16 protein-coding genes are annotated in these 21,669 nt (G+C 70.9%); 15 read left to right on the forward strand and 1 reads right to left on the reverse strand.

What is annotated here, in order from left to right:
• Positions 1-2 precede the first annotated feature (2 nt).
• Positions 3-1,592 carry an NADH-quinone oxidoreductase subunit NuoN gene (gene nuoN, locus AC1DWR_RS05720; protein ID WP_477623845.1) on the forward strand — a complete coding sequence of 530 codons (1,590 nt, stop codon included), beginning with the start codon at positions 3-5 and terminating at the stop codon, positions 1,590-1,592.
• Complete coding sequence (locus AC1DWR_RS05725; protein WP_477623846.1) at positions 1,589-2,608, forward strand: polyprenyl synthetase family protein; 1,020 nt, start codon at positions 1,589-1,591, stop codon at positions 2,606-2,608. Before nuoN ends, AC1DWR_RS05725 begins: the two co-directional genes overlap by 4 nt.
• A 47-nt stretch (positions 2,609-2,655) precedes the next feature.
• Here the strand turns inward: AC1DWR_RS05725 and AC1DWR_RS05730 are convergent, their stop codons facing one another.
• On the reverse strand, positions 2,656-4,677 hold the full coding sequence (locus tag AC1DWR_RS05730; RefSeq protein ID WP_477623847.1) for a PhoX family protein: 2,022 nt from the start codon (positions 4,675-4,677) through the stop codon (positions 2,656-2,658).
• 163 nt (positions 4,678-4,840) lie between these two features.
• On the opposite strand from AC1DWR_RS05730, the gene AC1DWR_RS05735 reads away from it, so the two are divergent.
• From AC1DWR_RS05735 to AC1DWR_RS05795, 13 genes are all read left to right on the forward strand, one after another.
• Positions 4,841-5,986 (forward strand): amino acid deaminase/aldolase, encoded by a 1,146-nt coding sequence (locus AC1DWR_RS05735; protein ID WP_477623848.1) that lies wholly within the window; start codon positions 4,841-4,843, stop codon positions 5,984-5,986.
• Positions 5,983-7,284, forward strand: coding sequence for a D-arabinono-1,4-lactone oxidase (locus AC1DWR_RS05740; protein WP_477623849.1), 1,302 nt, complete (start codon positions 5,983-5,985; stop codon positions 7,282-7,284). The genes AC1DWR_RS05735 and AC1DWR_RS05740 overlap by 4 nt, the downstream gene beginning before the upstream one ends.
• A 91-nt stretch (positions 7,285-7,375) precedes the next feature.
• Complete coding sequence (locus AC1DWR_RS05745; RefSeq protein WP_477623850.1) at positions 7,376-7,735, forward strand: response regulator; 360 nt, start codon at positions 7,376-7,378, stop codon at positions 7,733-7,735.
• Positions 7,705-10,899: a hypothetical protein gene (locus AC1DWR_RS05750; protein ID WP_477623851.1), complete on the forward strand. Its 3,195-nt coding sequence runs from the start codon at positions 7,705-7,707 to the stop codon at positions 10,897-10,899. The genes AC1DWR_RS05745 and AC1DWR_RS05750 overlap by 31 nt, the downstream gene beginning before the upstream one ends.
• 66 nt (positions 10,900-10,965) lie before the next feature.
• On the forward strand, positions 10,966-12,567 hold the full coding sequence (locus AC1DWR_RS05755) for a histidine kinase (RefSeq protein ID WP_477623852.1): 1,602 nt from the start codon (positions 10,966-10,968) through the stop codon (positions 12,565-12,567).
• Complete coding sequence (locus tag AC1DWR_RS05760; RefSeq protein ID WP_477623853.1) at positions 12,555-13,223, forward strand: response regulator transcription factor; 669 nt, start codon at positions 12,555-12,557, stop codon at positions 13,221-13,223. The genes AC1DWR_RS05755 and AC1DWR_RS05760 overlap by 13 nt, the downstream gene beginning before the upstream one ends.
• Before the next feature lie 25 nt (positions 13,224-13,248).
• On the forward strand, positions 13,249-13,761 hold the full coding sequence (locus tag AC1DWR_RS05765; protein ID WP_477623854.1) for a DinB family protein: 513 nt from the start codon (positions 13,249-13,251) through the stop codon (positions 13,759-13,761).
• 100 nt (positions 13,762-13,861) lie between these two features.
• Positions 13,862-15,076 (forward strand): ROK family protein, encoded by a 1,215-nt coding sequence (locus AC1DWR_RS05770; RefSeq protein ID WP_477623855.1) that lies wholly within the window; start codon positions 13,862-13,864, stop codon positions 15,074-15,076.
• Positions 15,073-15,954, forward strand: coding sequence for a carbohydrate ABC transporter permease (locus AC1DWR_RS05775; protein WP_477613697.1), 882 nt, complete (start codon positions 15,073-15,075; stop codon positions 15,952-15,954). The genes AC1DWR_RS05770 and AC1DWR_RS05775 overlap by 4 nt, the downstream gene beginning before the upstream one ends.
• Positions 15,947-16,828 (forward strand): carbohydrate ABC transporter permease, encoded by an 882-nt coding sequence (locus AC1DWR_RS05780; protein ID WP_477623856.1) that lies wholly within the window; start codon positions 15,947-15,949, stop codon positions 16,826-16,828. The genes AC1DWR_RS05775 and AC1DWR_RS05780 overlap by 8 nt, the downstream gene beginning before the upstream one ends.
• A gap of 68 nt (positions 16,829-16,896) precedes the next feature.
• Positions 16,897-18,162: an ABC transporter substrate-binding protein gene (locus tag AC1DWR_RS05785; RefSeq protein WP_477623857.1), complete on the forward strand. Its 1,266-nt coding sequence runs from the start codon at positions 16,897-16,899 to the stop codon at positions 18,160-18,162.
• Positions 18,163-18,230: 68 nt separating this feature from the next.
• Positions 18,231-19,382, forward strand: coding sequence for a glycoside hydrolase family 15 protein (locus AC1DWR_RS05790; protein ID WP_477623858.1), 1,152 nt, complete (start codon positions 18,231-18,233; stop codon positions 19,380-19,382).
• Complete coding sequence (locus tag AC1DWR_RS05795; protein ID WP_477623859.1) at positions 19,379-21,643, forward strand: glycoside hydrolase family 31 protein; 2,265 nt, start codon at positions 19,379-19,381, stop codon at positions 21,641-21,643. Before AC1DWR_RS05790 ends, AC1DWR_RS05795 begins: the two co-directional genes overlap by 4 nt.
• The last annotated feature ends 26 nt before the right edge of the window (positions 21,644-21,669 follow it).

Raw genomic sequence — 21,669 nt, forward strand, 5'->3', positions numbered from 1 at the left:
CCATGACGGTCCTGTCCCCGCCGATGCTCACGTCCGCCTTCAAGGCTGCCGACGTCGACTACGGCGCCATCGCGCCGATGCTCATCGTGGTCGCGGGAGCCATGATCGGCGTGCTCGTCGAGGCCTTCGCCCCGCGTCGGCTGCGGCACGCGATCCAGGTCAGCCTGGCCCTCGTGACGCTCGTCGCGGCCTTCGTCGTCCTCGTGGCGGTGTCGACCCAGGCGAGCCACCGCGGGGGCACGCTGGCCCAGGCGGTCATCATCGACGGCCCCGCGCTGTTCCTCCAGGGCGCGATCCTGGCGATGGCTGCCCTCGGCATCCTCACGATGGCCGAGAAGTTCGGCGGCCAGGGTGCGGATGCGTTCACCCCCATGGGTGCGGCCGTCCCCGGGTCGCCCCACGAGGCAGCAGCACTGCGCGCAGGGCTGGCGACCAGCGAGGTCTTCCCGCTGACCCTGTTCTCGGTCGTCGGCATGCTGCTGTTCCCTTCCGCGGGCGACCTCCTGACGATGTTCGTCGCGCTCGAGGTCCTGTCCCTCCCGCTCTACCTGCTGTGCGGGTTGGCCCGTCGTCGCCGGCTCCTGTCCCAGGAGGCCTCGCTCAAGTACTTCCTGCTCGGCGCCTTCAGCTCCGCGTTCTTCCTCTTCGGTGCGGCACTGCTCTACGGCTACGCCGGATCGCTCTACCTCGCCGACATCGCGACCGCGGTCAGCGCGGCCAACGGAGCGCTCGAGGGCCTGCTGCTGCCCGGGGTGCTTCTCGTACTGATCGGCCTGCTGTTCAAGGTAGGCGCGGTGCCGTTCCACTCGTGGACCCCCGACGTCTACCAGGGTGCGCCAACCCCGGTGACCGGCTTCATGGCGGCGTGCACCAAGGTCGCCGCCTTCGGCGCGATCCTGCGCGTCGTCTACGTGGGCATCGAGGCCAACCGCTGGGACTGGCGTGGTGGAGTCATCGCCGTCGCCGCCCTGACGATGGTCGTGGGCGCGGTCCTGTCGGTCACCCAGACCGACGTCAAGCGGCTGCTCGCCTACTCCTCCATCGCGCACGCGGGCTTCATCCTCGTCGCCGTGCTGTCCTTCGACCGCACCGGCGTCTCGGGCACGATGTTCTACCTCGTCGCCTACGGCTTCATGACGATCGCCGGTTTCGCCGTGGTGTCCCTCGTACGCCAGGGCGGCTCCGAGGCCTCCCACCTCTCGCAGTGGGCGGGTCTGGGTCGCAACCACCCCGTGGTCGCCGGGGTCTTCGCCTTCCTGCTGCTGGCGTTCGCGGGGATCCCCCTGACCTCCGGCTTCGCCGCGAAGTATGCCGCCTTCTCGCCGGCGATCAGCTTCGGCGGGCGTTCGGGGCTGGCCCTGGTCATCATCGGTGTCCTGTGCAGCGTGATCACGGCGTTCGTCTACGTCCGCCTGATCGTGCTCATGTACTTCACCGACCCGCCGGCGGGTGAGGCAGTGGTCGCCGAGACGGCCTCGCCGTTCACCACGATCGCGATCACGATCGGGACGCTCGTGACGCTCGCCCTCGGGGTGCTCCCGTCGCAGGCCCTCGACCTCGCCGAGCGGTCGTCGCAGTTCTTGGTGAAATGACACAACCTCGCCGGGCGAGCTCGACTCCTCCCGTCATCGTCCTGCCCGGCACGTCGGAACGCCTTTCAGCGCGCCTGCAGGTCGGCCTCGACGAGGTCGACGCGCTGTTGCGCCGCGAGGTCGACCACGACGACGACTTCATCGCCGAGGCGAACACCCACCTCATCGAGGCCGGGGGCAAGCGGTTCCGTCCGCTGCTGACCCTGCTGGCCTCCGAGCTGGGGACCGGCATCAACGCGGACGTCGTCGCCGCCGCGGCCGGGGTGGAGCTGACCCACGTCGCTTCGCTGTGCCACGACGACGTCATGGACGAGGCCGAGGTCCGTCGTGGCGCCCCCAGCGCCAATGCGAAGTACGGCAACTCCACCGCGATCCTCGTCGGCGACATGCTCTTCGGCACCGCGTCGTCGATCATCGCCGACCTCGGCGCCGACGCGGTGAAGATCCAGGCCGAGACCTTCGTGCGCCTGTGCGCCGGACAGATCCGGGACGACCGCCCCAGCCCCAGCGGGCAGGACCCCGTCGACTACTACCTCGGGGTGCTGGCCGACAAGACCGGCGTCCTGATCGCGACGGCCGCGCGCTACGGCGCGATGTTCTCGGGGTGTGACGAGCAGACCGTCGAGATCATGCGCGAGTACGGCGAACGGCTCGGCATGGCCTTCCAGCTCGCCGACGACCTCATCGATGTCTCGTCGGAGGCCGAGGACCTGGGCAAGACCCCCGGCACGGACCTGCGCGAAGGCAAGCGGACCCTTCCGGTGCTCTATGCCCTCGCCTCGACCGACCCCGCGGACGACCGGCTCCGCGAGCTGGTGCGGACCGAGCTGCGCGACCAGGCGCTGCTCGACGAGGCGCTCGGGCTGTTGCGCGTGCACCCGGCCATGGAGCAGGCCCGCGAACACACCGCCGCCGTGGCCAGAGCCGCCCAGGACGTCCTCGACCCGTTGCCCAACAGCGAGGCCAAGGCGGCGCTGCGGGCCCTGGCGACGAGCGTCGTCTCCCGCGTCGGCTGAGGTATGCCGCGGACCTGAGTCCGCGGCATACCTCCTTGCCGAGGTGGTCAGGCGCGGTGGATCTGGATGACTGCCGGGCGGGGCTGGCCCCCGCCGAGGTAGGGGAACTGGCTGCGCGGCACGGCGGGTGAGGCGCCGGTCGTCTCACCCGGGTGCTGGATGGCGGCCAGCACCGTCTGCTGGTCCCAGGTGACCAGTGGTCCGCAGCACTCGGAGTAGGCCGGCACCGACAGGAACTGCTGCAGGTGGCCCTGGTGCGGCCCCGACAGCGGGAAGAGGTACATGCCGTCGCAGGCGCCGAGGGCGTTGCCGTCCGTGGCGATCCACATGTTGCCGTCATTGTCGAAGGCGACGTTGTCGGGGCACGAGATCGGCGAGACCTCGGAGCGGTCGTAGCCGTTGAAGTAGGTCGTCGGGTCGTTCGGGTCACCGGCGATGAGGACGATCTTCCAGGTGAACGTGGTCGTCGTGTCGTCGCCCAGGGCCGGCGTGATCTCGATGATGTGGCCGTGCTTGTTGTTGGCGCGCGGGTTGGCCTCGTCGATCTGGCTCGGCTGGCGGCTGGTGTTGTTCGTGCAGACGACATACGTGCGGCCGTTGACCAGGTTGGGCTCGACGTCCTCGGGCCGGTCCATCTTCGTGGGGCCCACCTTGTCTGCGGCGAGCCGCGTCCAGATGAGCACCTCCTCGGCAGTGAACCCGGCGACCTGGCTCTGGTTGTCGACGACCAGGGGCAGCCACTGGCCGGAGCCGTCGCTGATGCCGTCCTCGAAACCGTCCCCGGTGAACTTCGCGACGTAGAGGTCGCCCGAGGACAGCAGCGTCAGGTTGTGCGCCCGTGCCTTGGGGGAGCTGCCCGGGCGGAACCGGCCGTGCGAGACGAACTTGTAGAGGTAGTCGAACCGCTCGTCGTCGCCGAGGTAGGCGACCACGCGGCCGTCGGGGGCGACGGTGACGTTGGCTCCCTCGTGCTTGAGCCGGCCCAGCGCGGTGTGCTTGACCGGGGTCGAGGAGGGATCCGACGGGTCGAGCTCGACGATCCAGCCAAACCTGTTGACCTCATTGGGTTCCTGGGTCGCATCGAAACGGCTGTCCACCCGCTCCCAGCCGCGCCCCTTGGAACCCGTGAGGCCGTAGCGCTTGTAGGCGTCTGCCTGGTCGGCCGGGGCAGCTGCCGCGGAGAAGTACCCGTTGAAGTTCTCCTCGCCGGACAGCACGGTGCCCCACGGGGTGAGGCCCCCCGAGCAGTTGCCGAACGTGCCGAGCACCCTGGTGCCGGAGACGTCCTTGCTGGTCCGGAGGAGCCGGTGGGCGGCAGCAGGGCCGTCGAAGTGGAACGGCGTGGTGGCGGTGACGCGACGGTTCGCCGCGGCGCCCTTCACGTGGCTCCACGGTGCGGTGGCGTTCGTGCGGCGCAGCTCGACGACCGACATCCCGTGCGCGGCCATGGTGATGCGGATCTGTTCGGGGGTGAGGGAGGCAGACCCGGTGTAGCCCCGGAACATGAGCTCGTCGTTGGTGTACTCGTTGTTGCACACCAGGGTCGCGTGGTTCTCGTCGCGGCCGCGAACCAACGTCGTGTAGTCGTTGTTGTAGCCGAACTGCCCCTCCTGCGCGGCCGCGCTCTGGTGCTCGAAGTCGAAGTCGGGAGCATCGGCCAGGATCGGGTCGCCCCACGCGATGATCGTCGACCACTCGAAGCCGTCGGGGATGACGACCTTGTCGGTGCCCGCGGGCTGGGGCGCGATGGCCGTGAAGCCGAAGGGGGACTTGGTGCCGCCGGCGGTGGACGGCGCCGGGGGAGTCGACGCGGGCGCGGCGGCGGCGGACTGCACTCCGGCCAGGGTGCCGAGGCCGACGACCGCTGCGATCACGCCGCTGCCCTTGAGGACCGCTCGCCGAGAGGCTCCGGCCGCGACGAGGTCGCCGAAGTAGCCGTTGCGGGTCTCGTTCGGGACGGGCTTGCTGCACGCGTCGTCGCACTTGAAGTGGCAGGTCATCGCGCTGCGGCCGCCCTGGTGGACAGTCAGGAGGGGGAGGGTGCTGCGCTCGGGCGAAACTGCTGACATTGAGGGTTCCTCCGGGTCTCGGGTCGCGCACTGGGCGCGGGCTCGCGCGGGAGGCGCGGTCACCGGCCAACCTAGGAACACGCGGCCGACTGTCGGGGGCGCCCAGGTGAAGGTCCGGTGACTTTCGGTGAACAGGAGGTACGCCGTCGATAGGGTCGCGTGTGTGACCCTCCTGTGGGACGCGGCGACCGCGGCCGTGCAACCTCCGTTCGCCGTCGTCGACCTCGACGCCTTCGACGCCAACGCGTCCGACCTCGTGCGGCGTGCTGCGGGGACGCCGATCCGCGTGGCGTCCAAGTCGGTGCGTTGTCGAAGCCTCTTGTCCCGGGCGCTGGCGCAACCCGGCTTCGCCGGTGTGATGGCGTATGCCGTGCCGGAAGCCCGCTGGCTGGTCGCCGCAGGCTTCGAGGACGTCTTCGTGGCCTACCCCAGCGTCGACCGCGCTGCACTCGCGGCGGTGGCATCCGACGAGCAGGAGGCTGCGCAGGTCACCGTGACCGCGGACTCGCTCGAGCACGTGGACTTCCTCGCCGGGCTCGACCGGCCGCACGGGCTGCGGGTGGCCCTCGACGTCGACGCCTCGCTCCGGGTCGGGCGCGTGCACCTCGGTGTCCGGCGGTCGCCCTTGCGGGAGCCCTCTGACGCCGTTGCCGTGGCGCGAGCCGCTGCGGCTGCTGGCCTTTCGGTGGTGGGGCTGATGTTCTACGACGCCCAGATCGCGGGGCTGCCCGACTCCTCGCCTGTCGTGCGGCTCGTGAAGAAGCGCTCGGCCGAGTCCCTCCTCCAACGCCGCGGCGAGGTCGTCGCTGCCGTGCGCGAAGTGGCGGACCTCGAGTTCGTCAACGGTGGCGGTACCGGGTCGCTGCACATCACGGGCCAGGACCCTACGGTGACCGAGCTCGCGGCCGGGTCAGGGTTGTACGGCCCGACCTTGTTCGACGGCTACGACGACTTCACCCCGCGACCCGCGGCGGCCTTTGCCCTCCCCGTCGTGCGACACCCCGGCGCGGGGTTCGTCACGGCGTTCGGCGGCGGCTACGTGGCGTCGGGGCCGCCGGGGTGGGCGCGGGTGCCCTCGCCGTTCGGCCGTCGGGGCGTCAAGCTGGTCAGGTCAGAGGGCGTTGGTGAGGTGCAGACCCCCTTGCAGGGCAACGGAGTTCGTGGCCTCAAGCTGGGCGACCGGGTGTGGTTCCGGTATGCCAAGGCAGGGGAGATGTGTGAGCGGTTCGACGCCCTCCACCTGGTGAGGGGGGACCAGCTGGTCGAGACGGTCCCGACCTACCGCGGTGAGGGAAAGAACTTCGGATGACGGCCTGGACCAACTGGGCCGGCAACCAGACGAGCAACCCGGCGGAGGTTGCCACCCCTCGACGTCCGGACGAGGTGTCGGCGGCGATCCTGCGGGCGCAGGCACGCGGCATACCGGTGAGGGCGGTGGGGGCGGGGCACTCGTTCACGGCCGTTGCGGCCACGGACGGCCTCCAGCTGCGCCTCGACCTGCTGAGCGGGATCACCCACGTGGACCGGGATCGCCGCCGGGTCCGGGTGCTCGCAGGGACTCCTCTGCACGTCCTGAACCCGGCGCTGCAGGCGCTCGGGCTGGCGCTCCCCAACCTCGGCGACATCGACCGGCAGTCGATCGCGGGGGCGATCTCGACGGGTACGCACGGCACCGGCCTGCGACTGCAGGGCATCGCCGCGGCGGTCTCGGGGCTGGTGCTGGCGCTGGCCGACGGTTCGTTGCTGGAGTGCTCGATCGAGGTCGAGCCAGAGGTGTTCCAGGCTGCGCGGGTGGGCCTGGGGGCCCTGGGGGTGATCACCGAGGTGGAGCTCCAGTGCGTGCCGGCCTTTCGCTTGCACGCCAAGGAGTTCGGCGCCCACCTGTTCGAGGTCCTGGAACGCATCGAGGAGGACGTCGAGCGCCACGACCACGTCGACATGCACTGGTTCCCGTTGACCGACCGGGTCCTCGTCAAGCACAACGACCGCATCGACGACGACCACCCTGGCAGCCCCCTGCCGCGGTGGCGCGCGGTCCTGGACGACGACTTGCTCTCCAACCGCCTCTTCGAGCTCACCAACCGCGGCGCGAGGCGCTGGCCGGGGATCGTCCCGCGGCTCAACGCGGTGAGCGCGCGACTGCTCGGCGCACGTGAGTACACCGACGACTCGTGGCGCGTCTTCGTCGCCGAGCGTACGGTGCGCTTCAGGGAGAGCGAGTATGCCGTGCCCCGGGCCGCCGTCGCGGATGTCGTTGTGGCCGTGCGCAACTGGCTCGAGAAGCACAGGGCGCCACTGACCTTTCCGTTGGAGATCCGGTTCATCGGCGCCGACGACATCTGGCTGTCGACCGCTTACGAGCGGGAGAACGCCTACCTCGCGATCCACCAGTACCACCGGATGGACGACTACGGTGCCTTCGCCGCATTCGAGGCGATCGTGGCCGAGCATGCCGGTCGCCCCCACTGGGGCAAGCTGCACACCCTCGACGCCGACCGGCTGGCGGAGCTCTATCCGCGGTTCGGTGACTTCCTCGCGGTGCGAGACCGCCTGGACCCGCAGCGCCTGTTCGCCAACGCACACCTGGACCACGTCCTGGGGAGGTGAGCACCCGGCATACCGCGGGATCGCAAAGGGGCAAAGGCGACTAAGGGGAAACCCCGAGGTGAGGGTGTCTCCGCGCGCGTAGCGTTGGCTCATGACGGGCCACCGCGTCCTCCTGGTCGACGACCACGCCCAGTTCCGGGCGTCGGCGAGTGCGTGGCTGAGTCGTGAGGGGTTCACGGTCGTCGGGGCCGCCGCCAGCAGCGCAGAGGCCTTGGAACAGGCCCGGGAGCTGGACCCCGAGGTGGTTCTGCTCGACCTCAACCTGCCCGACTCCGAGGCTGGTCTGAGGCTCGCGGGCACCTTGGCCGAGGCCAACCCCCGCCAAATCCTGATCATCATCTCGAGCGACGCCGATGCGGCCTCCGATCCCCGGGTCGTCGCAGCGCCAGTGGCGGGCTTCATCGCCAAGCAGGACCTGGCATGCGACGCGATCACGGCCTTGCTGGGCTGACCGCACCGCTCGTCGCGAGCGGTGTGGCCGGCGTGGTCGCCCTGGCGGGATGGCTGGCGCCGGGAGTCGCCCAAGCGCCGCAGCCGTTGTTCGGCGATCGTTTCGCCGGGTGGGCCCTCCTCGCCGCCGGGGCCGGTGCTGCCTGGCGTGGTCGGCTGCGGGTGGCCTGGCTTCTGCTGGCAGCCGGTCTCTTGTGGGTCGTCGTCGGGCTCGCGGGTCTGCTCCCGACTCCCCTCGAGGGACCGGTCCTGCGCCTCGGCCTCCTGCCCGGAGGCCTCGTGGTCGCGGCTGCCCTCCTCGGACTGTCGACCGCCGCGAGGCTCTCGACTGCCGCCACGCACGTGCCCTCTCGTTGGGTGCGCTGGGCGCCGGGACTGGTGCTGCTGCCGGCCTGCGTGGCGGCCCTCGGCTACGGCCGGTGGGCGCACACGGCCACCGGCGCGGCGGGGGTGGCCTTCGTCCTGCTCGCCCTTCGTCAGCGCACAGCCCCTCACGGCACAGTCCCCCCTCACGGCACAGACCTTCGTCACGGCGCACTCGTGCGTCGTCCCGGGCAGGACGCCCTCCGGGGCGCCGCCGCCATCGCCATGGGGGTCGCCGGCGCCCTGGCTTTGGCGGGTCTGGTGACCGCTGGGGTGGGGGGTGCCGCAGCGGCAACGGCAAGCACCCTGCTCGAGGGAGCGCTGGGGCTCGGAGCGCTCGTGGTGGCCGCCGGTCCGGAGCCGCGGGAGTGGCGACCAGGTCAGGAAGGGGAGGCGCCACACGGCCTGGAGGACGCCCTGGCCAGGACGTTGGGGTGGGACCAGGTGCAGGTGGCCTTTCCGTTGGCCGGCGCCTTCGTGGACTCCGGTGGTTCGCCGACGACTCCGCCCGCCGACGGTGAGGAGGTGGTGGACCCTGACGGCCGGCTGGTGGCCGTCCTCGCCCCCGGACTCGGCGGTGACCCCGGTGTCGCCGACTCGGTCCGGGAGGTGCTCCGGCTGGCCCGACGTGGCGCCCTGCTGCAGGCCGAGCTCAGGGACCGGGCCACCGAGCTCGCCGCCTCGAGGGAGCGGTTGGTGCGGGCGGCGGAGGCGGAGCGGGAGCGATTCGTGGCCAGCCTGGCTCGGGGACCGGTCGCGCGGATGGACCAGGTGGTTGCCGCCCTGGAGGGGTGTGGGCGATCCGTACCCGAGCTCCCCGATGCGCCGTCAGGGCTGTCTGCGCGTGCGGCCGGCGCGCGCGACGAGCTGCTGCGGGTCGCCCGCGGTGTCGACCCGGTGGGTGCGGAAAGCCTGGAGGACGCGCTGACCGGACTCGTCGCGCGCAGCGGCACCGGTGCGCGACTGGCCTGCGACCTGCCCCATTGCTGGCGGCCGCGGGCCTCGGTGGCTCGCGCTGCCTGGTTCACGTGCGCCGAGGGACTGGCCAATGCGACCAAGCACGCTCCGGGTGCCGCGGTCGTCATCAGCGCCCGGCTCAGCGGTGACCAGCTCTGGTTGCTGGTCCGCGACGACGGGCCGGGTGGGGTCGACGTGGGCGGTCACGGGCTGGGCGGCCTGGTGGAGCGCGCGACCGCCCTGGGGGGAACCCTCACCGCGCGGTCCGGAGCGAGCGGCGGCTCGGAGCTCGAGCTCCGGCTCCCCGTCACGTCGAACGGATCGGGTCCGACGTCGCACGACCGGCGATCGGACCGTGACGCGCAGGCGCGCGCAACGCGCCGCGCGCAGTCAGGAGTCGTCGCACTGCTGGGTCTGTGCCTTGCCCTGGTGCTGTCGGCGTGCGCGGGTCCGCCCGCCCGCAGCGGGCGCGATGCCGACCCGGTCCTGCTGCGGACCATGTACGGCAACGGACCCGGCGGGATCGGCGCCGACGTGCTCGAGGAGCTGGTCCGGGCCTCCGCCGGCTCGTCGGTGGTCCTGGGCGCGGGGACGCAGCTTCCCTCGGCCGCCCAGTCAGAGGACGAGGAAGGCGGCACGCTGGCCGCCCTCCGGGCGGGGCGGGCGGACATCAGCGTGATCCGGGCCGACCGTCTCGTCGGGGCCGGGGTTGCGTCACTGACACCGCTCCAGCTCCCGCTGCTCGTCGAGGCCCCGGAACACGCGGCTCGCGTCGCCGCGGATCCGGTCGCCGCGGCCCTGATGGCCGACCTTGACCGCATCGGGCTCGTCGGGCTCGCGCTGGTGCCGGGTGGCGCGCGGCATCCGTTCACGCACGGCGCCAAGGCGTTCCGCACTCCGGCCGACTACCGCGGGGGGGTCGTGAACACCCGCGTCGGCCCCGGGGTCGAGGCCATGGTCACGACCCTGGGCGCCAGGACCGACCACAGCGTGGGTGAGGTCCGGACCCGGAAGGTGGAGAAGCGCGCGGTGACGGGGATCGAGACGTCGCTGCAACAGGTGGGAGCAGTGACCCTCCCCGCCGTGCTCACCTCGAACCTCACGCTCTACACCAAGTTCGACGTCGTGGTCATGCGTCGTAGCGCGCACGCCGCCCTCTCCGCCGAGCAACGGCGAAGGCTAGGCGCAGTCGTGCGCGACGGCATACGTGCTGGGGTGGCGCGACGGGACACCGAGGCGCGTGGCCTGCAGCGCTGGTGCAACACACCCTCGGCGGCGTCCGTGCAGCTCACGCCGACCGAGCTCGAGGCTTTCGGTGCCGCGCTCGCGCCCGTCGTCGCGGCGGCCCGTCGGGACGCCACGGTCGCGAAGCTGGTGGACCGGATCGTGGCCCTCCGAGGATCGGAACCCGCACCGGTGGGAGCCACCTGCGACAACCTCCATGCTGCTGGCACCGACGTCTACTCCCTTGCGCCGCAAGGGTCTCAGACGTTGTTAGACGGCACCTGGCGGGTCGACGCCGACATCGCGGTCCTCCGGGCCGCTGGGGTTTCGGACGCCGAAGCCGTCAGCAACGCCGGGGTGTGGACCTTCGTGGTCCGCAACGGCCAGGTGGCCGTCGACCAGCCCCATGGCGCCGACTGCACCGCCGTGTTCGTCACCGCGGGTGACAAGGTGACCCTGCACTTCGGGGTCGACGGCAACACCGAGTGCTACGGCTTGATGGCCGGCACCTACCACCGTGACGGAGACGTCGTGTCGTTCACGTGGCTGGCCGAGAGGTTCTACGACGTCGCGCTCGACCAGGCGTTCTTCGCCGGAGGGATGCACCGTGTCACCCCGTAGCGCCATCGACCACGGGTCCAACCGCTCGGCTGGTCGACCGTGGCCAGCCCTCGCCGGACGTGGCTGATGGCTGACTTCGCGATGACCGTGGGACTGGGCGTGGCCGTCGTGGTGGCCGGCGCCCTCGGCCTCGTGGTCGGACGACAGCGGCGCCGGTATGCCGTCCTCGTCGTGGGTGGCGTTGCCCTCGTTGCGTTTTCGGCGGTCGACGACCCCACGACGGCCCTGCGGGCGCGTGACCTCGGCATCGCCCTGGGCCCGATGGCGGGGCTGTTGGGGGCGACTGCCGTGCTCGTGCCGCGGCGGGGCGCGTGGGTCGCCCTGTCGGGGGCCCTGCTCGCTGGACCCGTGCGCGCGCTCGTCTACGACCCCTTCCTGCAGCTGGGCTGTGTCGACTGCCGTCCCAGCGGAGTCGTCCTCGCACCACACCCGGTCGTGGCGGAATGGTTGTCGGCCGTCGGTCCGGTGCTGGGGGTCGTTGCCCTGGGGGTCCACGCCGCGAGACCAGACCTGGCAGGAAGGTGGGCCGGAAGGTGGGCCGGGGGACGGGCCGGAGCATGGACGGGAGCGTGGGCCAGGAGGTGGCAGAGGGGATCGTCGGCGGGAGCCGGCCTCGTAGCCGCGGGCCTGGTTGCCGCCCTCGGTAGCGCCGAGGTCGGGGGCGCCATTGCCCTCGTGGCAGCCACCGGCGTGGTCGCCGTGGAGGACTATCGCGGCGCGATCGCCCAGCGGCGGCTGAGGCGCCTCGTGGACACCCTTCGCTCAGGGCGCCCCTTTGCGGACGTCCTTCGCGAGGCGTGGGGCGACGACGACGTCGAGGTGTCCTACTGGGTGCCCGACGAGGGTGGCTGGGTCACGCCGGCGGGGGTGGCCCGGCGCCCGCCGACCCCGGGGGCGACGCGGTTGCGCTGGGCCGGCGCGGTCACCGCAGCCGTCGAACAGGGTTCGCGCGATGCCCTCCCCGATCTCGAGCACGCACTCGACGTGCCTGCTCGGCTCACCCTGGACAACGAGCGGCTGTCCGCGGCGCTGGCAGCGCGCGTCCGCCGGGTGTCGAGGTCCCGCTCGCTGGTGGTCGAGCTGGGCGACCGCGAGCGCCGCCGCCTCGAGCGGGACCTTCACGACGGGGTCCAGCAACAGCTCCTCGCCCTCGGCCTCGATCTGCGCGGCGCGCTCGCGGACCTGCCGCCCGGGCATCCCGAACGACCAGTCCTCGAGAGCTGCCTGGGTCAGGCCAAGCAGGCACTGGAGGACCTGCGCGAGCTGTCGCACGGGCTGTACCCCCCGCTGCTGGCCACCAGCGGGCTGGGCCCCGCGCTGCGCAGCCTGGCCCGCCGGTCGGCCGTGCCGCTCGTGGTCGGCACAGTGCCCGAGGGGCTGCCCCACGGACGCCTCCCAGCGCCAGTCGAGCGTGCCGCGTATGCCGTGGTGTCCGACTCGGTCTCACGGGGGGATCCCGGCGGGGTCACCGTGGAGGTCGAGGTGACTTTCGCAGGGGCCGTGGAGCTGGCGAGCGAAGCGCGGGTTGGTGCCACGGCGATGACCCTGCGCGTCGCGGGGGGTCCCCCGGACCTCGCCGGGGTGCTCCCCGACATGGTGGAGGCGCTCGGTGGACGGGTCGGCCGTGCTGACGGGGTGCTGACCGTGGTGCTGCCGTGCGCGTCGTAGTCGTCGAGGACCAGCTGCTGACACGCGAGGGGATCGTGCGCACCCTCGAGCGTGCGGGCGTCGACGTGGTGGCCGAGGTGGGTGACCTCGAGGGCCTGATGGCCGTCGTGGCGGTGGACCGGCCGGACGTGGCCCTGCTCGACATCCGGTTGCCCCCGACGTTCACCGACGAGGGACTTCGGGCCGCTGCCACGATCCGTTCGCTGTACCCCTCGACGGGGGTGCTCGTCCTGTCCCAGCACGTCGAGGTGGAGTTCGTCCTACCCCTGCTCGAGGGTGCGTCCGGCGGGGTGGGCTACCTCCTCAAGGACCGGGTGCTCGAGGCGAGCACCCTGGTCGACGCGCTGAGGCGCATCGCCGCCGGCGAGTGCGTCGTCGACCCCTCGATCGTCGCCGACCTGTTGCCGGGCGGGCCGGACCAAGGGCCGAGCGGGCTCACGGATCGTGAGCGCGAGGTCCTCGGCCTGATTGCCGAGGGCATGACCAACGCTGGCATCGCCCGACGACTCGACATCAGTGAGCGCACCGTCGAGGTGCACGCCCAGCACGTCTTCGCCAAGCTGCAGCTGCCGGACGACCAGTTCGCCAACCGTCGGGTCCTGTCTGCGATCGCCTGGCTCGGCTCGGGCGACAGCAGCCGTCGCCGGCTCGGGTGACACCAACCGTCGCTAGCCTCGGGTGATGACGCCAGATTCCGCCGAGACCTCTCCGTTCGTCGCCGACGAGAAGGCCGTCCTGCTCGCTGCGCTGCAGAGCCACCGCGACGTGATGGTGTGGAAGCTGGAGGGCCTGTCGGACCAGGACATCCGCCGACCCATGGTGCCCAGCGGCACCAACCTCGTGGGGCTGGTCAAGCACCTCGCCAACGCCGAGTACGGCTGGTTCTGCGAGACGTTCGGGCGCGCCGCCGAGCCGCTCACGGACATCTCCGACGACCCCGAGGCCGACATGCGGGCGGCTGAGGGCGAGGCCACCGAGGAGATCGTGGCCTTCTACCGACGGGCCTGGGCAGCCGCAGACGCCGCGATCCACGAGCTGTCGCTCGACCACACCGGCACGGCCTACACCGGTCGGACGGTGAGCCTGCGCTGGGTGCTCGTGCACATGATCGAGGACACCGTCCGCCATGCCGGTCACGCCGACATCCTGCGCGAGCTGATCGACGGCGGCACCGGCCACCACGTGCCGAGCTGACCCTGCGCCCCTGCGGCAATTTCGTCGAGGGGGTTGACAGCAGCGTGATCGCGACTTAGGTTCACCCTAAATTTAGTATCAAACAAAGGGTGAGCCAAAGATGTCTCCGACCGGACCAGTTGCCGCACGTGGCAACCTCGTGCGTGCCGCCGTCCTCGGCCTCCTCGGCACCCGTGGTCCCTCGTCCCGTGCCGACATCGCCCGAGTGCTGGGGGTCAGCCCGGCGACCGTGACCCAGACGATCAAGGAGCTCCTCGCCCGCGAGCTCGTGACCGAGCTCGAGTCGGTGCCGAGCCAGGGCGGTCGTCCGGCCACGCTCCTGGGACTGGTGCGCAGTGCCGGCGGTGCCATCGGCGCCAAGGTCACCCCGAACCACGTCGCGCTCGTGTCCATCGACCTCGACGGCACGGTGCGTTCCTCCAGGGCGGTGCCGTTCGACGCCGCCCGACCGGCCGCGCTGGACGCCTTGGCGGACATCCTGCGCGAGGCAGTGGCGCAGCACGAGGGTCGACTGCTCGGGGTCGGCGTCGGGTTGCCCGGCGCGGTCGACTCCCAGGCATCGGGCATCGTCGACGCCCCCACGCTCGGATGGGACCGGGCGCCGGTGGGTCCTCGACTGCGGGAGGCGCTCGGAGTGCCCGTCCTCGTGGACAACGACGTGAACACGCTCGCGGCGGCGGAGAGCGTCTACGGGATCGGGCGCTCACACGAGTCCTACCTCGTCGTGACGATCGGTTTCGGGGTCGGGCTCGGCATCGTCCAGCAGGGATCGGTCAGCCGGGGGGCCCACGGTGGAGCCGGCGAGATCGGCCACATCCCCGTGACCGTCGACGGCCCCGTGTGCGGCTGCGGAAACACCGGCTGCCTCGAGGCGCACATCGGCGAGTCCGGGCTGGTCGCCGCTGCCACGGAGCGTCGTGTGATCCACGCCGGTGACACCATCAAGGACCTCGTCCGCGAGGCCCGCGGAGGCAACGCCGATGCCCTTGCCGTCTATCGCGAGGCGGGCCGGATGCTCGGCAGCGCGCTCGCCGGCGTCGTGAACGTCCTCGATCCCGAGTTGGTCCTCCTCATGGGCGAGGGCATGACCGAGTGGGAGTTCTGGGAGAACGGTTTCGAGGACTCCTTCCGCGCCTGCCTGATGCCGACTCGTCGCGGAATCCGTTGTGCCGTCGAGTCCTGGACCGAGGACCAGTGGGCGGTCGGCGCCGCATCGCTCGTCCTCGCAGCACCATTCGACGCCGAGACGGCCGGGGCGCAGGGCGAGCTGGTGCGCGAGCGCATGCAGACGGCTGCCGTGGGCGGTGTCTCGTGACCGGCCGGGCCCGGTGGCGCAACCTGGGCTGGGTCGTGTTCTTCCTCGCGCCGAGCGCCATCCCCCTCGTCCTGTTCACCGCGACCCCGATGGCCTCCTCGATCTGGGTCAGCCTGCACGAGTGGAACCTCATCTCCCCGATGCGCTGGGTGGGCCTCGACAACTACCGCGGCCTGCTGACCGACCCCGGCACGCGCAGCGTCTTCCTGCACACGTTGATCTACTGCGCCGGCTACCTGCCGCTGGTGTTCACCGGCGGACTGGCGCTCGCCCTCGCGCTCAACCAGAAGCTCGCGGGACGGTCGTTCTTCCGCGCGGCCTACTTCCTGCCCGTCGTGACGAGCTGGGTGGTCGTGGCGCTGGTCTGGAAGTGGCTGCTCAACCCCACCAACGGCCTGGTCAACACGCTGCTCGGAGCCGTCGGCGCGCCGCAGCCCGGGTGGTGGACCGACCCGAACTGGGCGCTGCCCGCCGTCATCCTCTCCTCGGCGTGGAAGGACCTGGGCTTCGTCATGGTCATCATGCTGGCCGGGCTGCAGGCGATCCCCCAGGACGTCCTCGAGGCGGCCTGGGCGGACGGCGCCAACTCGTGGCAGCGCTTCTGGCGGATCACCCTGCCGTTGCTGTCCCCGTCGACGTTCTTCGTCGTGGTCATCTCGCTGATCAACGGTTTCCAGGTCTTCGACCAGGTCTACGTCATGACGGGCGGGGGCCCGTCCGGGTCGAGCCAGGTCGTCGTCGGCCAGGTCTACGACCTCACCTTCCGCTATGGCCGGGCCGGCGAGGCGAGCGCGCTCTCGTGGATCCTGTTCGCGGTCATCCTGCTCATCACCGTGGTCCAGATCCGCGGCCAGCGCCGGTGGGTGAACTATGCCTGACACGCTGACGCCGTTGGCCCCGCCTGCCACCCAGGTCACCCCGCCATCGCGACCGCGCCGACCGCTGTCGGCCTGGACCGTCCTTCGGTATGCCGCGGTGCTGGCCGGCGCGGTCGTCATGCTCTTCCCGTTCCTGTGGACCGTCGTCACCTCGATCACGCCGGCGGGAAGTCTCGCCGGTGGGCCCAAGCTGTTCGTCGAGAACCCGACGCTGGCGGCATACCGGACGCTCCTGGACGCCCTGCCGATGTGGCGCATCGTCGCCAACTCGCTGTGGGTCGCGGTGGTGTCGACGCTGCTGCAGCTCGTGACCGGGTCGATGGCGGCCTATGGCTTCGCGCGGCTCAAGTTCCGCGGCAAGGGCGTCGTCTTCGCGCTGTACCTCGCCACGCTGATGGTGCCGATGCAGGTCCTGGTCGTGCCGCTGTTCATCGAGATGAAGTCGCTCAACCTGCAGGACACCTACATGGCGCTGCTCGCGCCGTCGATCGCCTCGGCGTTCGGGGTCTTCCTGCTGCGGCAGGCAGTGGAGTCCGTGCCGCGTGAGCTCGACGAGGCAGCCACGATCGACGGTGCCGGACACCTGCGCATCTTCGTCACGATCATCCTGCCGCTCATCCGACCCGCTCTGGCAACGGTCGCGGTGTTCGCCTTCATGGGCAGCTGGAACAGCTTCCTGTGGCCCCTGGTCGTCATCCGCTCTCCCGAGTTCATGACCCTGCCGCTCGGGCTGGCGACCCTGCAGGGCCAGTTCACGACGCAGTGGGACGTCGTCATGGCTGGCTCGGTCTTCTCCATCCTCCCCATCGCCGTGGTCTATCTCCTGGCCCAGCGGCACATCATCGCCGGCGTCGCGCACACCGGCATCAAGTAGTCACCCGCACCCCCAAGCAGTCCCGACCGCGCGCCACCCGGAACGCGGCAGGCCCGAAAGGAAACACCATGAGGAACATCGCCAGGCGCAGCGTCGCGCCTGTCATCGCTGCCGGTCTGGTGCTGGCGCTCGGCGCCTGCGCGCAGGGGTCGGCCACCAAGTCGGTCGACGCCGCGGCGTCCGGTGGAAAGACCACCATCCGCTACATGAACTTCTCCGCCAACGGCGGACACGAGAAGGACCTCGACGCGATCAAGGCAGCCTTCGAGAAGGCCAACCCCGACATCACCGTGCAGATCGAGACCACCCCCTACGACGCCTACTTCACCAAGCTTCAGACCGCCGTGGCGGGCGGGACGGCGGGCGACGCCTTCGAGCTCAACTACGAGAACTTCGTGACGTACTCCTCCAACGGCTCGCTCGCGGAGCTCAAGGGCGTCAAGGGCGCGGCGTACAAGAAGTCCCTGCTCGACGCGTTCAGCGCGGACGGCAAGCAGTACGGGTTGCCGGAGTCGTTCTCCAACGTCGTCCTGTTCTACAACAAGGACCTCTTCAAGGCGGCCGGGGTTGCCGAGCCCACGTCGTCGTGGACCTGGGCTGACGAGCAGGCCGCGGCCAAGAAGCTGACCAACAAGGCCAAGGGTGTCTGGGGCGACTACCAGCCGGTGTCCTTCTTCGAGTTCTACAAGGCGCTGGCGCAGTCCGGTGGCGAGTTCCTCTCTGCTGACAAGAAGGCCGCGACCTTCAACTCCGACGCCGGCAAGCAGGCCGCGACCTTCCTGGTCGCCAAGTCGGGCACCACGATGCCGACCGAGGCCCAGGGCGCCGGCACGCCCGACTTCGACTCGAAGTTGTTCAAKGACGGCAAGCTGGCCATGTGGCACTCGGGGATCTGGATGTTCTCCGGCATGGCCGATGCCAAGTTCGCCTGGGACATCGCGGTCGAGCCGGGCAACACCACCAAGGCCTCCGCGATGTTCACCAACGGGGCGGTCGTCTCGGCCAAGAGCAAGAACCAGGCCGCGGCGCAGAAGTGGGTCACCTTCCTGACGTCGTCCGACGACATGGTCTCCGCACGTCTCGCGACCAGCTGGGAGCTGCCGCCGGTCGCCGACCAGGCCAAGCTGTCGAGCTACCTCGATGCAGGCAAGCCGGCCAACCGCAAGGCGGTCTTCGACTCGCTCGAGGCCACCGCGCTCCCGCCCGTCATCGAGCGGCAGCAGGAGATGCAGGACGCGGTCAACAAGGAGCTCACCGCGGCCGCTGCCGGGCGCAAGGACGTGTCTGCGGCGCTGGCCGACGCCCAGAAGGCCGTCGACGCGCTGCTCAAGTAGCCCGTCCGTCGCTGCCGGGGCCTCGGCCCCCTACGAGGTCCCGGCAGCCCCTCGACCACGAGAGACCCATGACTCTTCTCCACGACACCGCTGCGCTCCCGGCGCCCGGTGAGCGCACTCGCCTGCAGGACCTGGCACGCCACAGCCACGCCGTCATCACGGCGCACCAGGACGAGGGCGGCGCCTATCCGGCATCGCCGACCTTCTCCGCCTATCGCGGCTATGCGTGGTTGCGTGACGGATCCTTTACGGCCGAAGGAATCTCGCGCTTCGGCGACGTCGCCTCCGCCGAGGCGTTCCACGACTGGGTATGCCGGGTGCTCGCCGGCCGTCGTGGCCAGGTGGACGACCTGCTCGCGCTCAAGGCCTCCGGCGCCGCAGTCCCGCTGGACCGGATGCTGCCCACGCGGTTCACCTTCGCGGGCAAGGACGGGTCGGACCCCTGGTGGGACTTCCAGACCGACGGCTACGGCATGTGGCTCTGGTCGGTGGTCACGCACGCTCAGCGGCACGGGCGCGACCTGGGTCGGTGGCTCCCCGGCATCGAGGTCGCCCTCGACTTCACCGCTGCGTTCTGGGGCCTCCCCTGCTACGACTGGTGGGAGGAGCACGTCGAGCACCGACACACCTCGACCTTGGGAGCCATCCACGGCGGCCTCGTTGCGATCGCCGACTCGGACGTCCTCGACCCGGACCGCGCCGTGGCGGCGCGCGAAACGGCCGCGCAGGCACGGGCCCTCATCCTGGGCGAGGGCGTCGTCGACGGCCAGCTGTCGAAGTGGCTCGGCTCGGCCGCGGTCGACGGGTCGCTGCCGGCCTGCATCGTGCCGTTCGGGGTCGTCGCAGTCGACGACCCGATCGCTGTCGCGACCATCGCGGCAGTCGGGACCGACCTCGACGTCGACGGTGGCGTCCACCGGTTCCGCGACGACGTCTTCTACGGCGGCGGGCAGTGGCTCCTGCTCAGTGCCCTGCTCGGCTGGAACAAGGCCAGCGCCGGAGACCTCGCCGGCGCCTGGCATCACCTGCGGTGGATCGCCGGCCACGCCACCGCCGAGGGCGATTTCCCCGAGCAGGTCCCTGAGGACCTGCGGCACCCGGACGCTCGCCAGGAGTGGCTCGACCGCTGGGGCCCGGTCGCGACCCCGCTGCTGTGGTCCCACGGCATGTACCTGATCCTCGCCGACGAGCTCGGCCTCCTCGAAGGACTTCACCCGTGACAAGCTCAGATCCGCTGCTCACGCACCGACCCCACGGCATCGAGCACCCCTACGCAACCACGCTCGACCAGCGCATCCCTGTGCTTCCGGAGGCCGGCCAGAGCGTGCTCCTCGGCGTCGTCGCCGATCCCCGCATCGTCAGCGTCACCTGTGAGTGGCGGGACGCGACCGGTCACGTCACCAGTCTGCCGCTGACCCCGCGCCGCGCTGATGCAGCCTCGGCTGCGGCGCTTGCGGGCGGCGAGGGACACCTGGCCGAAGCCCAGGCCGCGTCGCTGGGAGGCGACGGCGGGTGGGCGGTCCAGAGCCCGACCGTCGACGACGACGCGGGCTACACCTACCGCTTCACGGCGGTGGGTGACGAAGCCGTTGCCACTGACTGGTTCGAGGTGCGGCCGGCCCACTGGACCCGCACGCTTCCCGATGGGCTCGAGGCGAGGTTCTCGGGCGGCGGCACGCGACTGGTGGCCGACTCGGTCGAGTGGCTGGTCACGACCACCGGCGTGCATCGGGCCAGGTTCGCCCTGGCGCTGGCCCCAGGCGACCACGTCGTCGGGTTCGGCGAGCGGTTCGACCACCTCGACCAGCAGGGCCGTCGCCTCGACGCCGTCGTCTTCGAGCAGTACAAATCGCAGGGTGCTCATGGGCGCACCTACCTGCCCATGCCCTTCGCGCACGTGGTCGGGACGGATGGCGGGGGATGGGGCTTCCACCTCCGCACCACCCGTCGCTCCTGGTACGACGTCGGGGCCAGTGCGCCGGACGAGCTGCGCGTCGAGGTCGAGGTGGGGGGCGGCCCCGTGGCCCAGGTCGACCTGGCCACCTATGACGGGGCGCCGACCGAGGTGCTGTCGGCCTTCCTGGACGAGGCGGGCCGAGCCGAGGAGCTCCCCGACTGGGTCTTCCGGCTCTGGGCCTCAGGCAACGAGTGGAACACCCAGGAGCTCGTCATGGCGCGGATGGACACGCATCGCGAGCTCGACATCCCGGTCGGTGCCGTGGTGATCGAGGCGTGGAGCGACGAGGAGGGGATCATGATCCCCCGCGATGCGACGTACGACGTTCGTCCCGACGGGACACCCTTCGCAGCAACGGATTTCACCTACCCGGAGGGTGGTGCGTGGTCGGATCCCAAGGCGATGGTGGACGAGCTCCACAGCCGGGACGTCAAGGTGCTGCTCTGGCAGATCCCCCTGCTCAAGACGGCGCGCTCCGAGGAGGGCCTGCACGAGCAGGTGCTCGCGGAGGGGGTCGCGATGGTCGACGGCGGGCACGCGGTCCGCGAAGCCGACGGCACGGCATACCTCAACCGGGGCTGGTGGTTCCCCCAGTCGCTGATGCCGGACCTGTCGACCCAGCGCACCCGCGACTGGTGGACCGCGAAGCGGGACTACCTCGTCGAGGGACTGGGGATCGACGGGTTCAAGACCGATGGCGGCGAGCACGCCTGGGGCCACGACCTCGAGTACGCCGACGGGCGCCGGGGCGACGAGGGCAACAACCTGTATCCGGTGCACTACGCCAAGGCTTTCGGCGACCTCCTGCGCAAGCACGGCAAGGCGCCGGTGACGTTCTCGCGCAGCGGGTTCACCGGATCGCAGGCGCACGGCGTGTTCTGGGCGGGCGACGAGGATTCGACGTGGGAGGCCTTCGGCAACTCCATCACCGCAGGGCTCACGGCCGCATCGTGCGGGATCGTCTACTGGGGCTGGGACCTCGCAGGCTTCTCCGGACCGGTGCCCGATGCCGAGCTCTACCTGCGGGCAGCGGGCGCGTCGACGTTCATGCCGATCATGCAGTACCACTCCGAGTTCAACCACCACCAGCTCCCGCTGCGCGACCGCACTCCCTGGCACGTCGCCGACGTGACCGGTGACGAGCGCGTCGTGCCGGTCTTCCGCCGTTTCGCCAAGCTCCGGGAACGCCTGGTCTCCTACCTCGCGGCGCAGGCCGCAGTGACGGTCGCGACGGACCGGCCGCTGATGCGCCCGCTGTTCTTCGACCACCCTGACGACTCGTACGTCTGGCAGCACCCGCGCCAGTGGATGCTCGGGGCCGACCTGTTGGTCAACCCCGTGACCGAGCCCGGGCACGACTCCTGGGCGACCTACCTCCCCGAGGGTGACTGGGTCGACGTGTGGACGGGTGGGGCGGTCAGCGGCGGCCAGGTCGTCGACCGAGCAGTGCCGATCGACGTCGTCCCCGTCTATGCGCGGGCTCAGGCGTGGGCTGGTGGCCTTGCCGACGTCTTCACCGACTGAGGACCCCTCGCTCGCGAGGTCGACTC

This window comes from Pedococcus sp. P2_E2 (assembly GCF_056403955.1).